The organism is Anaerocolumna sp. AGMB13025, from assembly GCF_029689925.1.
Lineage (GTDB): Bacteria > Bacillota > Clostridia > Lachnospirales > Lachnospiraceae > Anaerocolumna.
On sequence record NZ_CP121445.1, the window covers coordinates 5,657,859 to 5,672,486 of the forward strand.

Annotated in this window: 11 protein-coding genes; 2 read left to right on the forward strand and 9 right to left on the reverse strand. The window is 37.8% G+C overall.

The window, feature by feature from the left end; translation table 11 throughout:
- Positions 1-67: 67 nt before the first annotated feature.
- On the reverse strand, positions 68-1,129 hold the full coding sequence (locus QA584_RS23510; RefSeq protein ID WP_278271541.1) for an MBL fold metallo-hydrolase: 1,062 nt from the start codon (positions 1,127-1,129) through the stop codon (positions 68-70).
- Between the two features lie 238 nt (positions 1,130-1,367).
- On the reverse strand, positions 1,368-2,681 hold the full coding sequence (gene murA, locus QA584_RS23515) for a UDP-N-acetylglucosamine 1-carboxyvinyltransferase (RefSeq protein WP_278271542.1): 1,314 nt from the start codon (positions 2,679-2,681) through the stop codon (positions 1,368-1,370).
- A 455-nt stretch (positions 2,682-3,136) separates the two neighbouring features.
- Here murA and QA584_RS23520 point away from each other — a divergent pair, with 455 nt between their 5' ends.
- Positions 3,137-3,502, forward strand: a complete 366-nt coding sequence (locus QA584_RS23520) for an ArsR/SmtB family transcription factor (protein ID WP_278271543.1) — start codon at positions 3,137-3,139, stop codon at positions 3,500-3,502.
- 15 nt (positions 3,503-3,517) lie between these two features.
- Positions 3,518-4,858, forward strand: a complete 1,341-nt coding sequence (locus QA584_RS23525; RefSeq protein ID WP_278271544.1) for an MATE family efflux transporter — start codon at positions 3,518-3,520, stop codon at positions 4,856-4,858.
- A 244-nt stretch (positions 4,859-5,102) separates the two neighbouring features.
- On the opposite strand, the gene QA584_RS23530 is transcribed toward QA584_RS23525, so the two are convergent.
- The 7 genes from QA584_RS23530 to QA584_RS23560 form a co-directional block, all read right to left on the reverse strand.
- On the reverse strand, positions 5,103-6,113 hold the full coding sequence (locus tag QA584_RS23530) for an effector binding domain-containing protein (protein ID WP_278271545.1): 1,011 nt from the start codon (positions 6,111-6,113) through the stop codon (positions 5,103-5,105).
- Between the two features lie 137 nt (positions 6,114-6,250).
- A complete protein-coding gene (locus QA584_RS23535; protein WP_278271546.1) occupies positions 6,251-7,978 on the reverse strand; it encodes a phospho-sugar mutase in 1,728 nt (575 codons plus the stop codon).
- Between the two features lie 323 nt (positions 7,979-8,301).
- A complete protein-coding gene (secF, locus tag QA584_RS23540) occupies positions 8,302-10,467 on the reverse strand; it encodes a protein translocase subunit SecF (protein ID WP_278271547.1) in 2,166 nt (721 codons plus the stop codon).
- A 28-nt stretch (positions 10,468-10,495) separates the two neighbouring features.
- A complete protein-coding gene (locus QA584_RS23545) occupies positions 10,496-10,933 on the reverse strand; it encodes a hypothetical protein (RefSeq protein WP_278271548.1) in 438 nt (145 codons plus the stop codon).
- A gap of 211 nt (positions 10,934-11,144) precedes the next feature.
- Positions 11,145-12,503, reverse strand: a complete 1,359-nt coding sequence (locus QA584_RS23550) for an MATE family efflux transporter (RefSeq protein WP_278271549.1) — start codon at positions 12,501-12,503, stop codon at positions 11,145-11,147.
- Between the two features lie 374 nt (positions 12,504-12,877).
- Entirely contained in the window at positions 12,878-13,618 is a 741-nt protein-coding gene (locus QA584_RS23555) for a CPBP family intramembrane glutamic endopeptidase (RefSeq protein ID WP_278271550.1), read from the reverse strand.
- Complete coding sequence (locus QA584_RS23560) at positions 13,615-14,196, reverse strand: TetR/AcrR family transcriptional regulator (protein WP_278271551.1); 582 nt, start codon at positions 14,194-14,196, stop codon at positions 13,615-13,617. The genes QA584_RS23555 and QA584_RS23560 overlap by 4 nt, the downstream gene beginning before the upstream one ends.
- Positions 14,197-14,628: the final 432 nt, after the last annotated feature.

Below are 14,628 nucleotides of genomic sequence, written 5' to 3' on the forward strand. Positions count from 1 at the left end.
TTTATTATATACAGGCTATTCGTTAAAACATGTAAAATCAAAGAAATATTACGTGCTGACCACTGACTCATACCCTGCCAAAAGCTGCCTGGTGACCAATAATTGATGTGTTTTCCGTATAAATCTGGGGAGTTGTTTTACGGATGGCTATGGTGGAATAACTTCCAAATACCTTCCCGGAAAAGATCAGGGAACCAAAATTAATATTCCCGGCAGTAAGTTCCTCCAGCCGGTTATAAAAGGAGGTATCATCTGGTATGGCATCAAGTGTGGTGGTTACGAAAGAAAGTACTGGATTTATTTCATCAATGATATAAGAAGGTGAACTGTACTTATGCCCGTGATGTGCAATTTTTAATATATCACTTTTTAGATAAAAAGAACGGTAAAGGATTAAATCATTCAGACCGCTATAACCCATATCAGCTAAAAACAACGCGGATTTGCCATAGCAGACTGCTTGAAAGATCAGCGAATCATTATTAACATTCCCGGCTAAGACTCTGGCTGTGACACCCGCCGTAAGATAAGAGGCTTCCCTGTTTAACCACTGTATGTAAACGGCAGCATCCAGGGTAAAATTACTGCAAGGATTTGTTCGGCAGGGAAAAATCCATACTCCCTCACCGTTACCATATAATTCATCTGCTTTTGCCTCAGTGGTTTCATAAGACGGCAGTGCATTTAGATCAAATTCCTCTGAGCTGCGGTTTAAATATCTAAGGATCCCATTGATAAACTTCACATAATTTTGGTATCTGTCCTTCGGTAATATACTTAACTGCTCTTTTTTATACCTTCTGGCATAGATATGCTCTATGGTTCGTGGATTTAATGCGGATTTTAACGTATTCATATAATCGATGACGGCTAAGTAAGCTCCGATATGATCACTGTCATAGTGGGTAATTACCAGGGCTTTCAGTCTGACTGCTGCTCTTTTGTTAAGTAGTCCGGTAATATCTTCTGCATCCTCATATCTGCCGGTGTCAACCAGCATAAAATCCTGGTTTTTCCTTAACAGAAAAGAATCTGCATCTCCGATACGGCATATGTCAATATAAAAATTCTCAGGAGCATGTAAGGAATCCAGCGAAGGACCAGAATGAGAAAGAGTGAAGGGTTGCATGGTATACTTCCTTCCGTTTCATTACCCACAATATATTTTGAAATAATAAAAAGGTTCCTTCCTCAGCCCTACGACACAAAATTAATTTGTTCAACAGAACGAACAAAAGCCCCAAGCTGATAAAAAATCAACTTAGGGCAAAAAACATTTCACATAACCTATTAATTTACATCCATTCAATAATAAAGCACTCTTTGCACTCCTACCGTATAGGAACGAATCAATCCTTTACTATATATTACGAAATACACTCTACTTGCAGGACCATCTCAACATTCTCCTCTTCTATGATTTCGATATCTGCTCCCAAACCAATCAGTTTCGGGAATAAATTATCATAACCTCTCAGGATATGTTCCAAACCGTAGATTTTTGATTCCCCTTCTGCAATTAATGCCGCCATAACCAGTGCCGTACACATCCGGATATCTGTTCCGGTCATGGTTGTTCCGGTTAATCTTTGAATTCCGTCAATGATAACTTGTGAATACACACTCTCATAGACCATGCCCATTCTTCTCATTTCAAACAGATGGTTAAACCGAACCGGAAAAACTGCATCTTTTATAGAGGATTTTCCTTCACAGGCAAGAGCATACACCGTAGCAAAGGGCTGCAGATCCGTCGGAAACCCAGGAAAGGGTAAAGCTTCAATATTAACGGGTTTTAAAGTGCAGTTTTTAGCATTAATTCTGATACTATTATCATCAACGGTAATGTCCGCTCCGGAATCCGTTAATATAGTAATTACGGAAATAACATGTTCCGGTATTACATTCTTTAGGACACCGTAACCTTTTGTAGCTGCAATCATAAAAAGATAGGTCCCAACTTCCAGTCTGTCGGGCATAACTTCATGGACCGTCCGCTGTAACTTTCTCTTAGACGGCTTGATACGGATTACAGGAGTTCCTGCTCCCGATATCCTAACTCCCATGGAATTTAATAAGACAGCCATATCGACAATCTCCGGTTCCATGGCAGCATTGTAGATAATCGTTTCACTATCGGCGGCACTGGCAACTAACATTGCATTTTCTGTTGCACCAACACTTGGAAATCTTAAAAATATCTTTTGTCCTTTGTATGGAAACTGGGTTGCTTCACATTTTACGTATCCGTCTATGATTTCTGTCCGAATACCAAATTTATTAAACACATATAAATGGATGTCTATGGGTCTGTTCCCTATCTTGTCTCCACCGGATAACGGAACAATTGCCTTACCAAAGCGGGCTAATAATACACCGAGAAATAAATTGGAGGCTCGGATTTGGGAAACATACAGTTTGCTTAATTCGGAATAAACCATGGTTCCTTTGATTTTAACGCTATCTTGTTCATAGGTCATTTGTATTCCGATTTCATCCAAAATTCCTTTCATCGCATCAATATCTGATATTCCGGATATATGGGTTAATGTTCCTTCGCCTTCCCCTAAACACATCGGAGGTATTAAGGCCAGAATTGAATTCTTAGAACCACTGATTTCTACTTCTCCCTGTAGTGCTTTGCCTCCATTCACTTTCAGGTAAGTTTTGCTGTTTATCATGTTTATACCCTTTCTTATTCCTTATAAGCAGACTTCTCCCTGATTTACCTTTTCTTTTTGGAAGGTTTTGCAGTCCGCATCCGATAATTCATATATGTATCTATAATATAAATATTCATTTGAATCATATTTGTTAAAATTTCTTAAGTATATAAAATTTTTGTAAATATCATCTTGTTACAATATTAACATTTCAGACCAAATTTTTCAATCTATTTCAATATCATTCGTTACTTTGTTACTGATTTAAGCAGCCTGCAGAAAAATAACAGCTTATTTTCCCGGGTTTTACGTTTTGTAATATGTAGATACACCAGAATGCCAGTTTTCTGTTTCAAATTTAATTAAGTGTTGACTTAATCAAATTCGGAACTATAATGTATGTTATATATATTTTATTGGACATGCTATATTCATACATATTTTTTACCGATTTATAAAGGAGGATATTCAGGATGGACATTACGAATCAACTAAAAGCGATTTCAGATCCGACCAGATATAAGATTATAACTCTGCTTCTGGAACGGCACTACTGTGTCCGGGTTATTTCAAAAAAGATAGGTATCAGTGAATCTGCGGTATCCCAGCATATGCAGCTTTTAAGGGACGCAGATATTATATATGGGAAAAAGTTAGGGTATCATATGCATTATATTGTTAAAACTGATACTCTGAAATTGATTGAAACTACTATCTCTGACATGACCCGGTTGGCAGAACAATCCCAAAAAGAAATAAAGAATTGTTTCTGTGAGTATGATTGTGACAGTAAAATCAAAAGAGAACGCGTGTGTCTAGCACCGAACAGTAAAATTTAAAGGAGAACTCTACAAATGAAATCAAGTGACATGCTTCATGGTAATACTGGAAAATCTTTATTTCTATTTGCCCTTCCCATGATAATAGGTAATCTGTTCCAGCAGCTTTACACAATGGTGGACTCCATTATTGTAGGCCGGTTTGTCAATGAAAATGCACTGGCCGCCGTCGGGGCTTCCTACGCCCTGACAAGTGTTTTTATCTCTGTTGCAATTGGAGGTGGCATTGGTGCCTCCGTATTAACCAGCCAGTATCTTGGGGCTAAAGATTATTCCAGAATGCGTTCCTCCATCTATACTGCACTGATAACCTTCCTTGGAATCAGTATTTTGCTTGGTATAGGCGGATTTACTTTAAGTTCTGGAATTATGAGATGGCTAAATACACCGGATAATATAATCGACCAGGCGGCTTTGTTTTTAAGGATTTATTTTATCGGTCTGCCCTTTCTTTTTATGTATAATGTCCTGGCGGCTGTGTTTAATTCCTTGGGCAAATCTAAAATCCCTTTATATCTTCTTATTTTTTCATCCGTTCTAAATGTGTTGATGGATCTTTTTTTCGTAATTGTATTTCACTTAGGGGTAGGGGGAGTGGCCTGGGCAACCTTAATAGCTCAGGGTATTTCAGCCATACTGGCTTTCCTTATATTAATACGATATTTAAGAAATTTTGAAAAAGGTAATTATATAAAACGATATGATATTCATTTATTAGGTAAAATATTCCGGATTGCAGTGCCCTCTATCCTCCAGCAGTCCATTGTTTCTATTGGTATGATGCTGGTACAGTCCGTCGTGAATGGTTTTGGTTCCGAGGTTTTAGCCGGTTATTCCTCAGCCATGCGGATTGAAGGTATCTGCGTAGTGCCTCTTTCAGCTATGGGCAATGCGGTATCGACTTTTACAGCCCAAAATATCGGTGCGGGACAAAAGGAAAGGGTAAAGAAAGGTTACTTTTCGGCTTATATTATCCTGGCAGCATTTGCAGTACTTATCTGCGGAGCTTTGGAACTATTCCATACCCCTATTATTTCTGCTTTCTTAAATAAAGAAAGCAGTAATCTTGCCTTACAGACCGGTACGGCTTATTTAAAGTTCATGGGATTTTTTTATATCATGCTGGGACTTAAAATGATAACCGACGGCTTACTTAGGGGTGCAGGTGATATGAAAGTCTTTACCGCTGCTAACCTGGTAAATCTAGCAATCCGTGTCTTTGTGGCTTTTCAATTTGCACCGGTCTGGGGTATTGCCGCCGTATGGTACGCGGTTCCTATGGGGTGGACAGCAAATTATTTATTGTCATTTAGCCGGTATTTGACGGGGAAATGGAAAGAAATAGATATAAGGTAAATCTATCGTTATAAGTCGGAAGCAGATTAAATACTTGCAGCAATGATTATTTCGTTGATCCTATTCTTGGCGGTAGGATCGTGCATCGTTTAGGACAGTTCCGCTCTCAAATCCACAAGGTGCTTTTATGCATAAAAATAGAATCACAAAATACCTGTTCATAGAAATAGCAGGTATTTTGTGATTCCAATCTTCAAGGTTATGAGGGAATCCGTATATATTCTTTTATTAGTATTTTCTTTTCTTAGTTCTTTCTTTTAATCGGAAATAATAAATCCAACTGCATTTTTTCACTGTCAAAATTAGTATCCTGGACATTGTTATAAAAATTCAGCTGTTCTTCAAGAGCCCAGTCTGCTTCTGCTTCATGATAATCGGCACGCACTTCTCCCCAGGCAGATTCATAATCGGGATTATTATGAAATACCCAGTCTGCTAACAATCCCCAATGATCGAATTCGTCCATGTGTATGGCATGGGCAGCATACAGCCCGCCATAAAAGTGTTTTTTTACTAAGTGCGCCGGTACTTCCATCTCCTCCGGAATGGAAACCCACATTTCATAGCCGACAGAGGGTGTTCCAAATTCTGTGCCCCTGGGCGGCATGGGGTTATTAAACCCGATATGTCTTGCATCCGGCTTGATTTTTAACAAGCCGCTCTTCCTTATAAAATCATTCAGCTGCTCCCCTGCATGGGTTTCACTATCGGTTCCGGTATATTGGCTTGCTGCCACCGTCATGGGCGGGAGATATACGATTCTTATGTCCTTTAACTTATTTAAGCTTTCCGTTGCCTGATTTAATTCATTCATTGATTTTTCCTCCTTGAAATTGATTTTTGTTACTGTTAAGGTATCAATCACTTTCAATATGTCTTCATCCCCAAATAAATCCAGCTTCAACTTCTTCGGAACCACATCACCAAGCCTTTCAATAAAGTTCAGTAAAATTGTTTTGATGGTGGATAATGCAGTAATTTCATCATCAATTTCATTAATGCTTTTTCTGAAGAACTCGATTGCCAGGACAGAATCCTCATCTTTTAAGATTTCTTTGATCTGCTTTAACGGTATCCGAAGTTTACGGAGGATTATAATCTGCCTCAGCCTCATTACGGAAGCTTTGTCATAAGTCCGGTAGGAATAATCCTCCTTCTTAACACTTGGCAAAAGACCAATCTGTTCATAATATCTAAGAGTCCTTGTTGATACATTGAAAGTTTTTGATATTTGGGTAATTGTTAGTAATTCCATTTCAATTCTCCTTTAGTAACCCGTGCGCACCAGGCATATGAAAAGTATATCTAGTGACGCGACGTCAAAGTCAAGAGGAAATAATAATTTTTTTTCTATAAGGGGCAGATCTTTTAAAGCCTATCCCAGCTGTGTTATTAATTAATATGATACAAAATTCCTAAAACAGCATCTTCAATTTCCTTTAATTTAGCATCTGCCAACTCTTTCTTATCTGCCTTCGTATAAATATATAGTTTAATTTTGGGCTCTGTCCCTGACGGTCTTAAGGTATACCAGCAGCCATCGTTATATTGAAACCGGACCGCATCGGTTTTTTCTGTATCTATGGTTATTTTTTCACCGGTAACTATGTTTGTTTCTTCCCCGGTTTCATAATCGGTTATCTGAGTCAGTTTGGAACTACCAATGGAAACTGCATAGTCTTTGCGGTACTCTATCATCATCCTTTTTATTCTTTCCTGACCTTGTATTCCTTCCAGAACAATGGATATGGTGTTTTCGCTGTAATAGCCATACTGTTCATACAAGTCATTTAATACATCAATCAAGGTCTTTCCAAGCTTTTTGAAGTATCCGGCCATTTCCGCAAGAATCAGTGTGGCTGATACCCCGTCTTTATCCCGCAGATAACTTCCCACATTATAACCGATGCTTTCTTCGTAGCCAAAGAGATAGGTATACTCTTTTGTCTTATCCCATTCGTTTGGCAGGGCACAGATATTCTTAAATCCGGTCAGTACATCAAACATTTTGACACCGTAGACTTTTGCAATTGCACTGCCCATTTCACCGGTAACTATGGACTTTACCATGGCCCCATGATCTGGGAGGCTGTTTTTTTCTGCCAGGGACGAAAGAATATAGTGTATCATTAATACTCCCACCTGATTTCCATTTAACCCAATTATATTACCCTGGTGGATAACCTCAACTGCAAGTCTGTCACAGTCCGGGTCTGTGGCAATTAAAACCTCCCCACCTAGTTCTATCCCAAGTTTTTCACTCAGTGCAAATGCTGCATGATCTTCAGGGTTGGGATACGCAATGGTCGGGAAAGTTCCATCTGGATTCTCCTGTTCCTTTACCACATGGACATTGGTATACCCCATCCGTTTTAACACGGTACGGACAGGGATATTACCTGCACCGTTTAGAGGTGTATAAATAATATTAATATTTTTATCTACTTCCTTATCCCGTAAAGACACAGACATGGTTTTTTCGTAGAAGCTTTCATCCACTTCTTCATTAATCGTTATCAGTAAGCCTTGTGCTTTAGCTATACCCCTTTCCAGTATATCTGAGGTTTCAAACAAATCCAGCTCAGCTATTTCCTTTAGAATCTGGTCCGCTATCGCAGCTTTTATCTGGGAACCCTCCTCCCAATATACTTTATAACCGTTATAAATCTTTGGATTATGGCTGGCAGTTATGTTAATCCCTGCCACACATTGATAATATCTTACTGCATAGGATAATTCCGGAGTGGGTCTTAAGGTGTCAAAGAGATATACCTTAATTCCCATGCTGCATAAGATAAGGGCACACAGCTCTGCAAATTCTGTGGACATAATCCGGCAGTCAAAGGCAATGGCTACCCCTTTTTCGGCGTATTCCCTTCCCTGCTTTAAGATTACCTTACCAAGAGCCCTGGTAGCTCTACCCACCACATACTTGTTCATACGGTTGGTTCCGGCACCAAGTATCCCCCGTAATCCGGCTGTTCCAAAGGATAAATCACTGTAAAATCTGTCCTTAATTTCGGCTTCGTTATCCCTTATTTCTTCCAGTTCTTTTTTTAACGAGGTATCAAGTCTTTCGTTCTGAAGCCATCTTTCATATTCTTTCTTATAATCATTCATAGTACTCGTTATAATTCCCTTCGTATTGCCTGACAGGTGAATTATCTCTCCTTCCTCTTAGCTTTTTCCATATAGTAATATTTTATCACCGGTTAAGATTTAGTACAATATATGGATTAGCCTTATATTTATAGTTATACCAAATGAAGGACTTTATTCAGCTTAAAGGGCAAAAATCAGTTTCCCTATGGCATTTAAAAAGTTCCATATCATTTAATTACTAATTGATATGGAACTCTTTGCTGTTTTATATTTTACTATTTAATATTTTATATTTAATTCGAGTATAAAAAGGTTAATTTTGCGTACTGATTGGCTTTAAATTAAGCTCTTTCTTTCCGTTTTTCCCAGCCTGCCCAAAGGGTGCCTGCGATACATATGGAAGAATAACATCCGGTTGCGATACCAAAGAACATGGGAAGAGAGAATTCCCTAATCGATCCAATCTGGAATACGATTGATGCAACCATGATAATTAGGACACAGATTCCGGTTGTAAAGGATGTATTAAGGGATCTGCCAAGGGTCTGTGTCACACTTTCATTTACCAATTCCACAACAGATAATTTACTGCTGCTCTTTTTGTTTTCACGGATACGGTCATAAACAACGATGGTATCGTTGATGGAATATCCGATTATTGTCAGTACAACCGCGACAAATGCATCATTTAGCGGGATTCCAAACAATACAAAGGCAAAGAACACAACAATAACATCATGTATCAGGGCAATTAACGCCATGATGCCGGCTGAAAGTCCTGACATAACTGAGAACCTGATCCAAACGTATATAACAATAAATATAGAGGAAAGAGCAATGGCTATACCAGCATTCTTCAGCGCCTTAGCACCAATATATGGTTCTACAACAAAGGTTTCTGCAAGTTCCGCTTTCACATTAGGAGAAGTACTATTAATAGCTTCTGTAATCTCTTTCTGATCATCTGGGGAAATACCTTGATTACCCGCCAATGTAACGGAAAGTCTCTTATTGCCGGTCATATTATCTGCTTTAATCTGAACCGTAACCGGTCTGTTTGTCTGCTTTTCAATCGCATCCTTTATTTTATCCGTATTTGCCTCATTTGTTGCGGTATAGCTTAATACAGCCCCACCGGTAAACTGAGTATCCAGTCTTACTCCTTTGGCAAAGACTCCTATGATTCCGGCTATTATAATAATTCCTGAGATTATGGCAAATATATATTTTTTCTGATATACCTGCTTTACCTTTTGATCTTTCTTCTTTCGGAACCACTTCTCATTACTCCATTTTTTGAATTCGACAAAGGATAATAAAAGTTGTTTGGATACATTAACTCCTACTAAAAGATTTACCACCATACCCACTAATAGAGTATAACCAAAACTTAACATGGAACCGGAGCCAAATATCATTAATATAATTGCAACAATGGCTGTCGTAACATTACCATCCAGTACGGAAGAAAATGCACTCTTATATCCATTTCGAATGGAACTCCTTACGGAGAATCCTTTCTTTAATTCTTCTGAAATACGTTCTGAAATAATAATATTCGCATCCACTGCCATACCCAGGGTCAGAATAATACCTGCTATACCAGGTAAGGTAAGGGTATACTGAGGAATCGAAATTGCCAGCATCTGCAGTACCATCTGCAATACCAGTATAATACAGGCAACAATACCGGGCAGTTTATAATAGGAGATCATAAAGATACACACTACAAAAAATGCTATAATACCTGCAATTACCATGATATTTAAAGCATTATTACCAAGGGACGGACTGATTGTTGAGAAGTTGGTAGTTTCCAGAGAAAACGGAAGGGCACCTGCATTAATTTTTTCTGCTAAGGCTTTCGCTTCATCATAAGTCTGCATACCGGTAATAACAGCCTGTCCTCCGGTTATTTTATTTCGTACTGAAGGATTGGATATTAAGTTGTCATCCATATAGATGCTCATTTTTTGACCAATTAAGTTTCCAGTTGCTTCTTCAAATGCTTTTGAACCTTTTGCATTAAATTTCAGGGCTACTACATAACCATTAGAAACATCAGATTTATCTTTCTCTGGTGTTGCGGTTTCTACATCTTTACCTTGAATTAATACCTTACCGGCCGGATCCCTAAAAGTAAGTTCTGCCATATCACCAAGTTCTGCTATCGCATCCTCCGGATTAAAGTTTGTCTCACCGGATTTCCAGGGGAACTGTACAATGATATAACCTGCACTTTTATCAATGGTTACTTCACGATCTGATATGTTCTCGTTATCAAGTCTGGTTTCTATAACTTCCCTTGCCGCTTCCAGTTCCTTTTCCGTAGCCGTACGGTCAAGACCCTGTGGTTCAAAAATTGCTTCAACTCCTCCGCGTATATCAATACCAAAACGCATGTCAAAGATACCTTTGACATTACTTCCAATGCCAAACACCGCAATACAAACAAACGCAGCTATTGAAAGAAAAATAACTGCAAGCATTTTTTTACCTGGTTTCATCTATTATCCTCTTTTCTGATTTTATATTTTACACTGCTAAAATTCCTTCGGTCAGCCCTTTCTCGCCATCCGAATTGTGTATAAATATAATCAGATACATTCTGTTTACATGTTTACCGATCCGTAATGCGACCATAAGAGCCCACAAAACAAATGGGAAATATAAAAAGATCATGCCAGGAATTAAATCCTTTAAAGAATAACTCCTGTATGCCAAAATCGTAACGTTACCAGAGGTAATACCAGCGTTAATTTCGTCCGCCAATATTCCTAACATCTCAACGATACAATCTGAATTTTTACTTTTGGGTGATTTCTCTGATACAGAATCCGGATTGGAAGAAGGCAGCGGAGTAGTATCTGAGTCTATATGGTAATTCTTTATTTCTGATGCCAGTATGGTCATGCAAAATAATACCGCTAATATCAGGTAAATGCCCTTACTGTTCTTCGACCAGCCGTTCAATGGTACTCCTCCTGTAATAACTTCTTATACTCCAATTCTTTTTTGAAAAGCAGATATTAATATATACAGGGAATATTTTATTTACTCCCACAGTATTTCTATTGTACCATTATATCAAATAGAAACACAATAAGAAATATGTATTTTTTACATACATTTTTTCATTTTCCAGGAATGCGCAAAGACTGACTTTATCAGTGTATCTTATTTATTAACTATTCCTTTCCATATTGTTATTTAATCTTTTTATCCTGTAATAATAAGCCGGAATTAACGGTATTAACGCAGATATCCAGGCTACCGGATTGGCTAAACAAATTCCCAGATATCCTAACGGTCTTGCGAGGATAACAACAACCAGCCCCCTTGCAAATAATTCAAAAATTCCACCAAGCATAGGCAATAAACCATAGCCTAACCCCTGCAAGGTATTCCGGTACACAAATATAAGTCCCAAGGCAGGATAAAAACCGGCTACCGCAAAGAAATATATTTTTGCTTTTTCAACTACAAGTCCACTGGCATCTGTTAAGAATAGCCTGGCCAGCAAGTCACCAAAAACCAATACTGCTATCATGGAAACTACACTGCAGATCATAGTTAAGATAATATTGGCTTTTACTCCTTCTTTTACTCTGTCTATTCTCCCTGCTCCGGTATTCTGGCCGACATAGGTAGCCATGCTTGCCCCCAGGGAAGGAAATGGCTGGGTAATAATATTCTGAATCTTTCCGCAGGTGGTAAATGCTGCTATGTATACCGGACCAAACCCGTTTAGGGCAACCTGGACTATAATTGCACCAATCGCGGTGATAGAAAACTGAAGTCCCATCGGTGCTCCCATACCTATTAGCCTCTTTGTACTTCTCATAGAAAAATGGGCATCCTCTTTTTTCAGTTTTAATATAGGATATTTTTTAAGCATATAGATAAAGCATAAGATGGATGCTATAGCCTGTGAGATTACCGTAGCATAACCTGCTCCCTCCACGCCCATGGAAAATACGGCAATAAACAGTAAATCCAAAAGTATATTAACAACAGAAGAAAAGACCAGAAAATAAAGAGGTGTCCTGCTGTCTCCCAGGGCACGAAGAATAGAGGCCAGTATGTTATAGGCTATAGTAGCGGTCAGTCCCATGTAAATAACTTTTATAAAATGATAGGTATCTTGATAAATTTCAGCAGGTGTATTCATTGTACGCAATATCGAGCCATTTGCCAGCAATAGACCGGCTGTCATTACTACTGCCATAATTATGCACAAATAGTAAGACATTGCTATATTATGTTTCACACCTTTTATATCTCCGGCACCATAACGCTGGGCTACGATGATGCTAAAGCCGCCTGTCACACCCATGACCCAGCCGATAACCAGAAAGGTCAGCGATCCGGTGGAACCAACAGCTGCAAGTGCATTCACCCCCAGATACCGTCCGACGATAATGGAATCTATAACATAATAAAATTGCTGTACAATATTTCCTATTAATATGGGGATTGTAAATCCAATAATTAATTTCATGGGGTTCCCTGTTGTTAAGTCATTCGTCATGTATATTTCCATATTCCTTTCTTCATTTCTCTTATATTGGAATTCTTATTATATGAATCAATGAATTCATTACATATACTGCTTCTGTATTTAGTTTAACCCCATCATATAGCTTATTCTTTTAAAATTCAATATAGTATCTTATATAAATAAAAGGAACTCACAATATTCTATGTCAGCTCACTGACAACTTTCGTAATTATGGAAGAAAAAGAAAGGAAGTTCATAATTTTCTGTGAGAATAAAGTGGCAGCTTACTGACACTTTCGCGCCTTGGCGGACGAATTCTTCACGTAATATAAAAAAAGAGTGATATATTTAGTCACTCTTTTTTACTATAGTTAAGTTAATAAATCCCTGCTATGTCGCTTTGTAAGAACCCCAGCTTATTCTTCTCTCATACTTAAAGACCAAAGGTAAACTGCATATATCAATAGTATTCCCACTTGTATTGCCAATACAATCAATGACTGTTTATCTAAATCATCTTTTGTTATATATGATATGTAATCATGGGCTGCATGCCAGATAATAACTAGCCAGAGACTTTTGGTCAAACTTACAAGTTCAGCCAGAACAATACCTACTAAGAATGCAAACAATACCTGTAATACCAAATATAATGTATTTCTACCATTAAACACATTAGCAAGATGAAGGATTCCAAATATAACAGAAGAATAGATAATTGCTTTTTTCTTTCCTTTTCCCTCCAGGAATTTAAGTGTTAATCCCCTAAAATATATTTCTTCATTAAAACCAACTGCTATTGTAAAAAGTGCAATTATTATATAATCTATCTTTGCAATATCCGCACTAAAACCGAATACCACAATAGGAATAAGTTCCATGATCAGTAAAGGGATATAAAAGCATACTTTTTGAAAGGTTCCCTTTCTATTTTTCCTAAAACCGTATTCTGCCAGAGAAGACCTGGATTTATTCATAATAAACAATCCGACAATGACTGAGATTATCAGAAAAATAGTAGCCACCAGATAAGTATCCCTATCACCCAGACCTATAATCTGCGGAACTGCCATTCCCAGTGCTGACATAAAGACGCAGAGTAACCCAATCAGTATTGCTGCAATATAAGAATGATTTTGTACAAATGACTTTTTCATTTTGTTTCTTCCTCCATTTTTAATTTCATCAATATACCATTAAAACAATTACCTAAGAACCGTCTTATTTCTTCATCATTTAACTTGCAGCTGTTGGTAGCGAACATGGAGGCAATACCATGGGTTGTCAGCCAGTTACCGGCATATAACTCTCTTGCCCCTAACGTGCTTAAGCCAGTCATTTGGCTCAGCATAGCAATTACTTCATCATCTCCCTCTGTTGCACCTACTATATCCATTATGCTTTGTTCACGAAAGGCATCTGACATAAATAATAGTTTGAACAGGTTCTTCTCATTCCTGGCAAAATTAATATAAGTAAGCCCAACACTAAGGAATCCTTCTTTACCACTTTCCAGGGCACTTTGCATCTGTTTATTATAAATCTGCTCCACTATCTTATAAACCTCTGATTTAAGTCCCTCCATAGAGTTGAACACTCTGAATATAGGATGCACCGAACAACCAAGCTCCTTCGCTAAATCACGGGCATTCAAATTTTCAAAACCCTTTTCTCTGACTATTCTTAAGGCGGCACCTACTATTTCTTCTTCTGTAACCTTGATTTTGGGTGGCAATTATATCACTCCTTTTAACTTTTTTAGATATATTTTTTATCTAACGTTGATTTCATAAAAATTATTGCATAACAATTGTTACGCATCAATCGTTACCTAACATATGTTACTTATCATATCATATGAATCCTGGAATGTCAATCATTGAAACTATTGGTTGAAATCGTTTAAGTTTAACTGTTTATTTCGATGTTTCTTATACATACTCATCACATCCTGCAAGGTTCTAAAGAAAATCTGTATTTTCCTTGCATTAAGTATCGTATAAAACGCCTATGATTTCAGCATTTATTAGGATACAACTGATGGGAATTCACACTAGGTCTTTTCTTAACTGAACCATAAAAAATAACTATGTTATACATCTAACCTGAAGTCCTTCAATATTCGTATCATTAATCTAGAATTTTTGATGTATTTTTTCTAGAACAT

Bases quoted from the DNA above. Each gene is read 5' to 3' on its own strand.
- QA584_RS23555 (WP_278271550.1), bottom strand. From the start codon at position 13,618: ATGAAAAAGTCATTTGTACAAAATCATTCTTATATTGCAGCAATACTG.
- secF (WP_278271547.1), bottom strand. From the start codon at position 10,467: ATGAAACCAGGTAAAAAAATGCTTGCAGTTATTTTTCTTTCAATAGCT.
- QA584_RS23550 (WP_278271549.1), bottom strand. From the start codon at position 12,503: ATGGAAATATACATGACGAATGACTTAACAACAGGGAACCCCATGAAA.
- QA584_RS23520 (WP_278271543.1), top strand. From the start codon at position 3,137: ATGGACATTACGAATCAACTAAAAGCGATTTCAGATCCGACCAGATAT.
- QA584_RS23535 (WP_278271546.1), bottom strand. From the start codon at position 7,978: ATGAATGATTATAAGAAAGAATATGAAAGATGGCTTCAGAACGAAAGA.
- QA584_RS23525 (WP_278271544.1), top strand. From the start codon at position 3,518: ATGAAATCAAGTGACATGCTTCATGGTAATACTGGAAAATCTTTATTT.
- QA584_RS23530 (WP_278271545.1), bottom strand. From the start codon at position 6,113: ATGGAATTACTAACAATTACCCAAATATCAAAAACTTTCAATGTATCA.
- murA (WP_278271542.1), bottom strand. From the start codon at position 2,681: ATGATAAACAGCAAAACTTACCTGAAAGTGAATGGAGGCAAAGCACTA.
- QA584_RS23510 (WP_278271541.1), bottom strand. From the start codon at position 1,129: ATGCAACCCTTCACTCTTTCTCATTCTGGTCCTTCGCTGGATTCCTTA.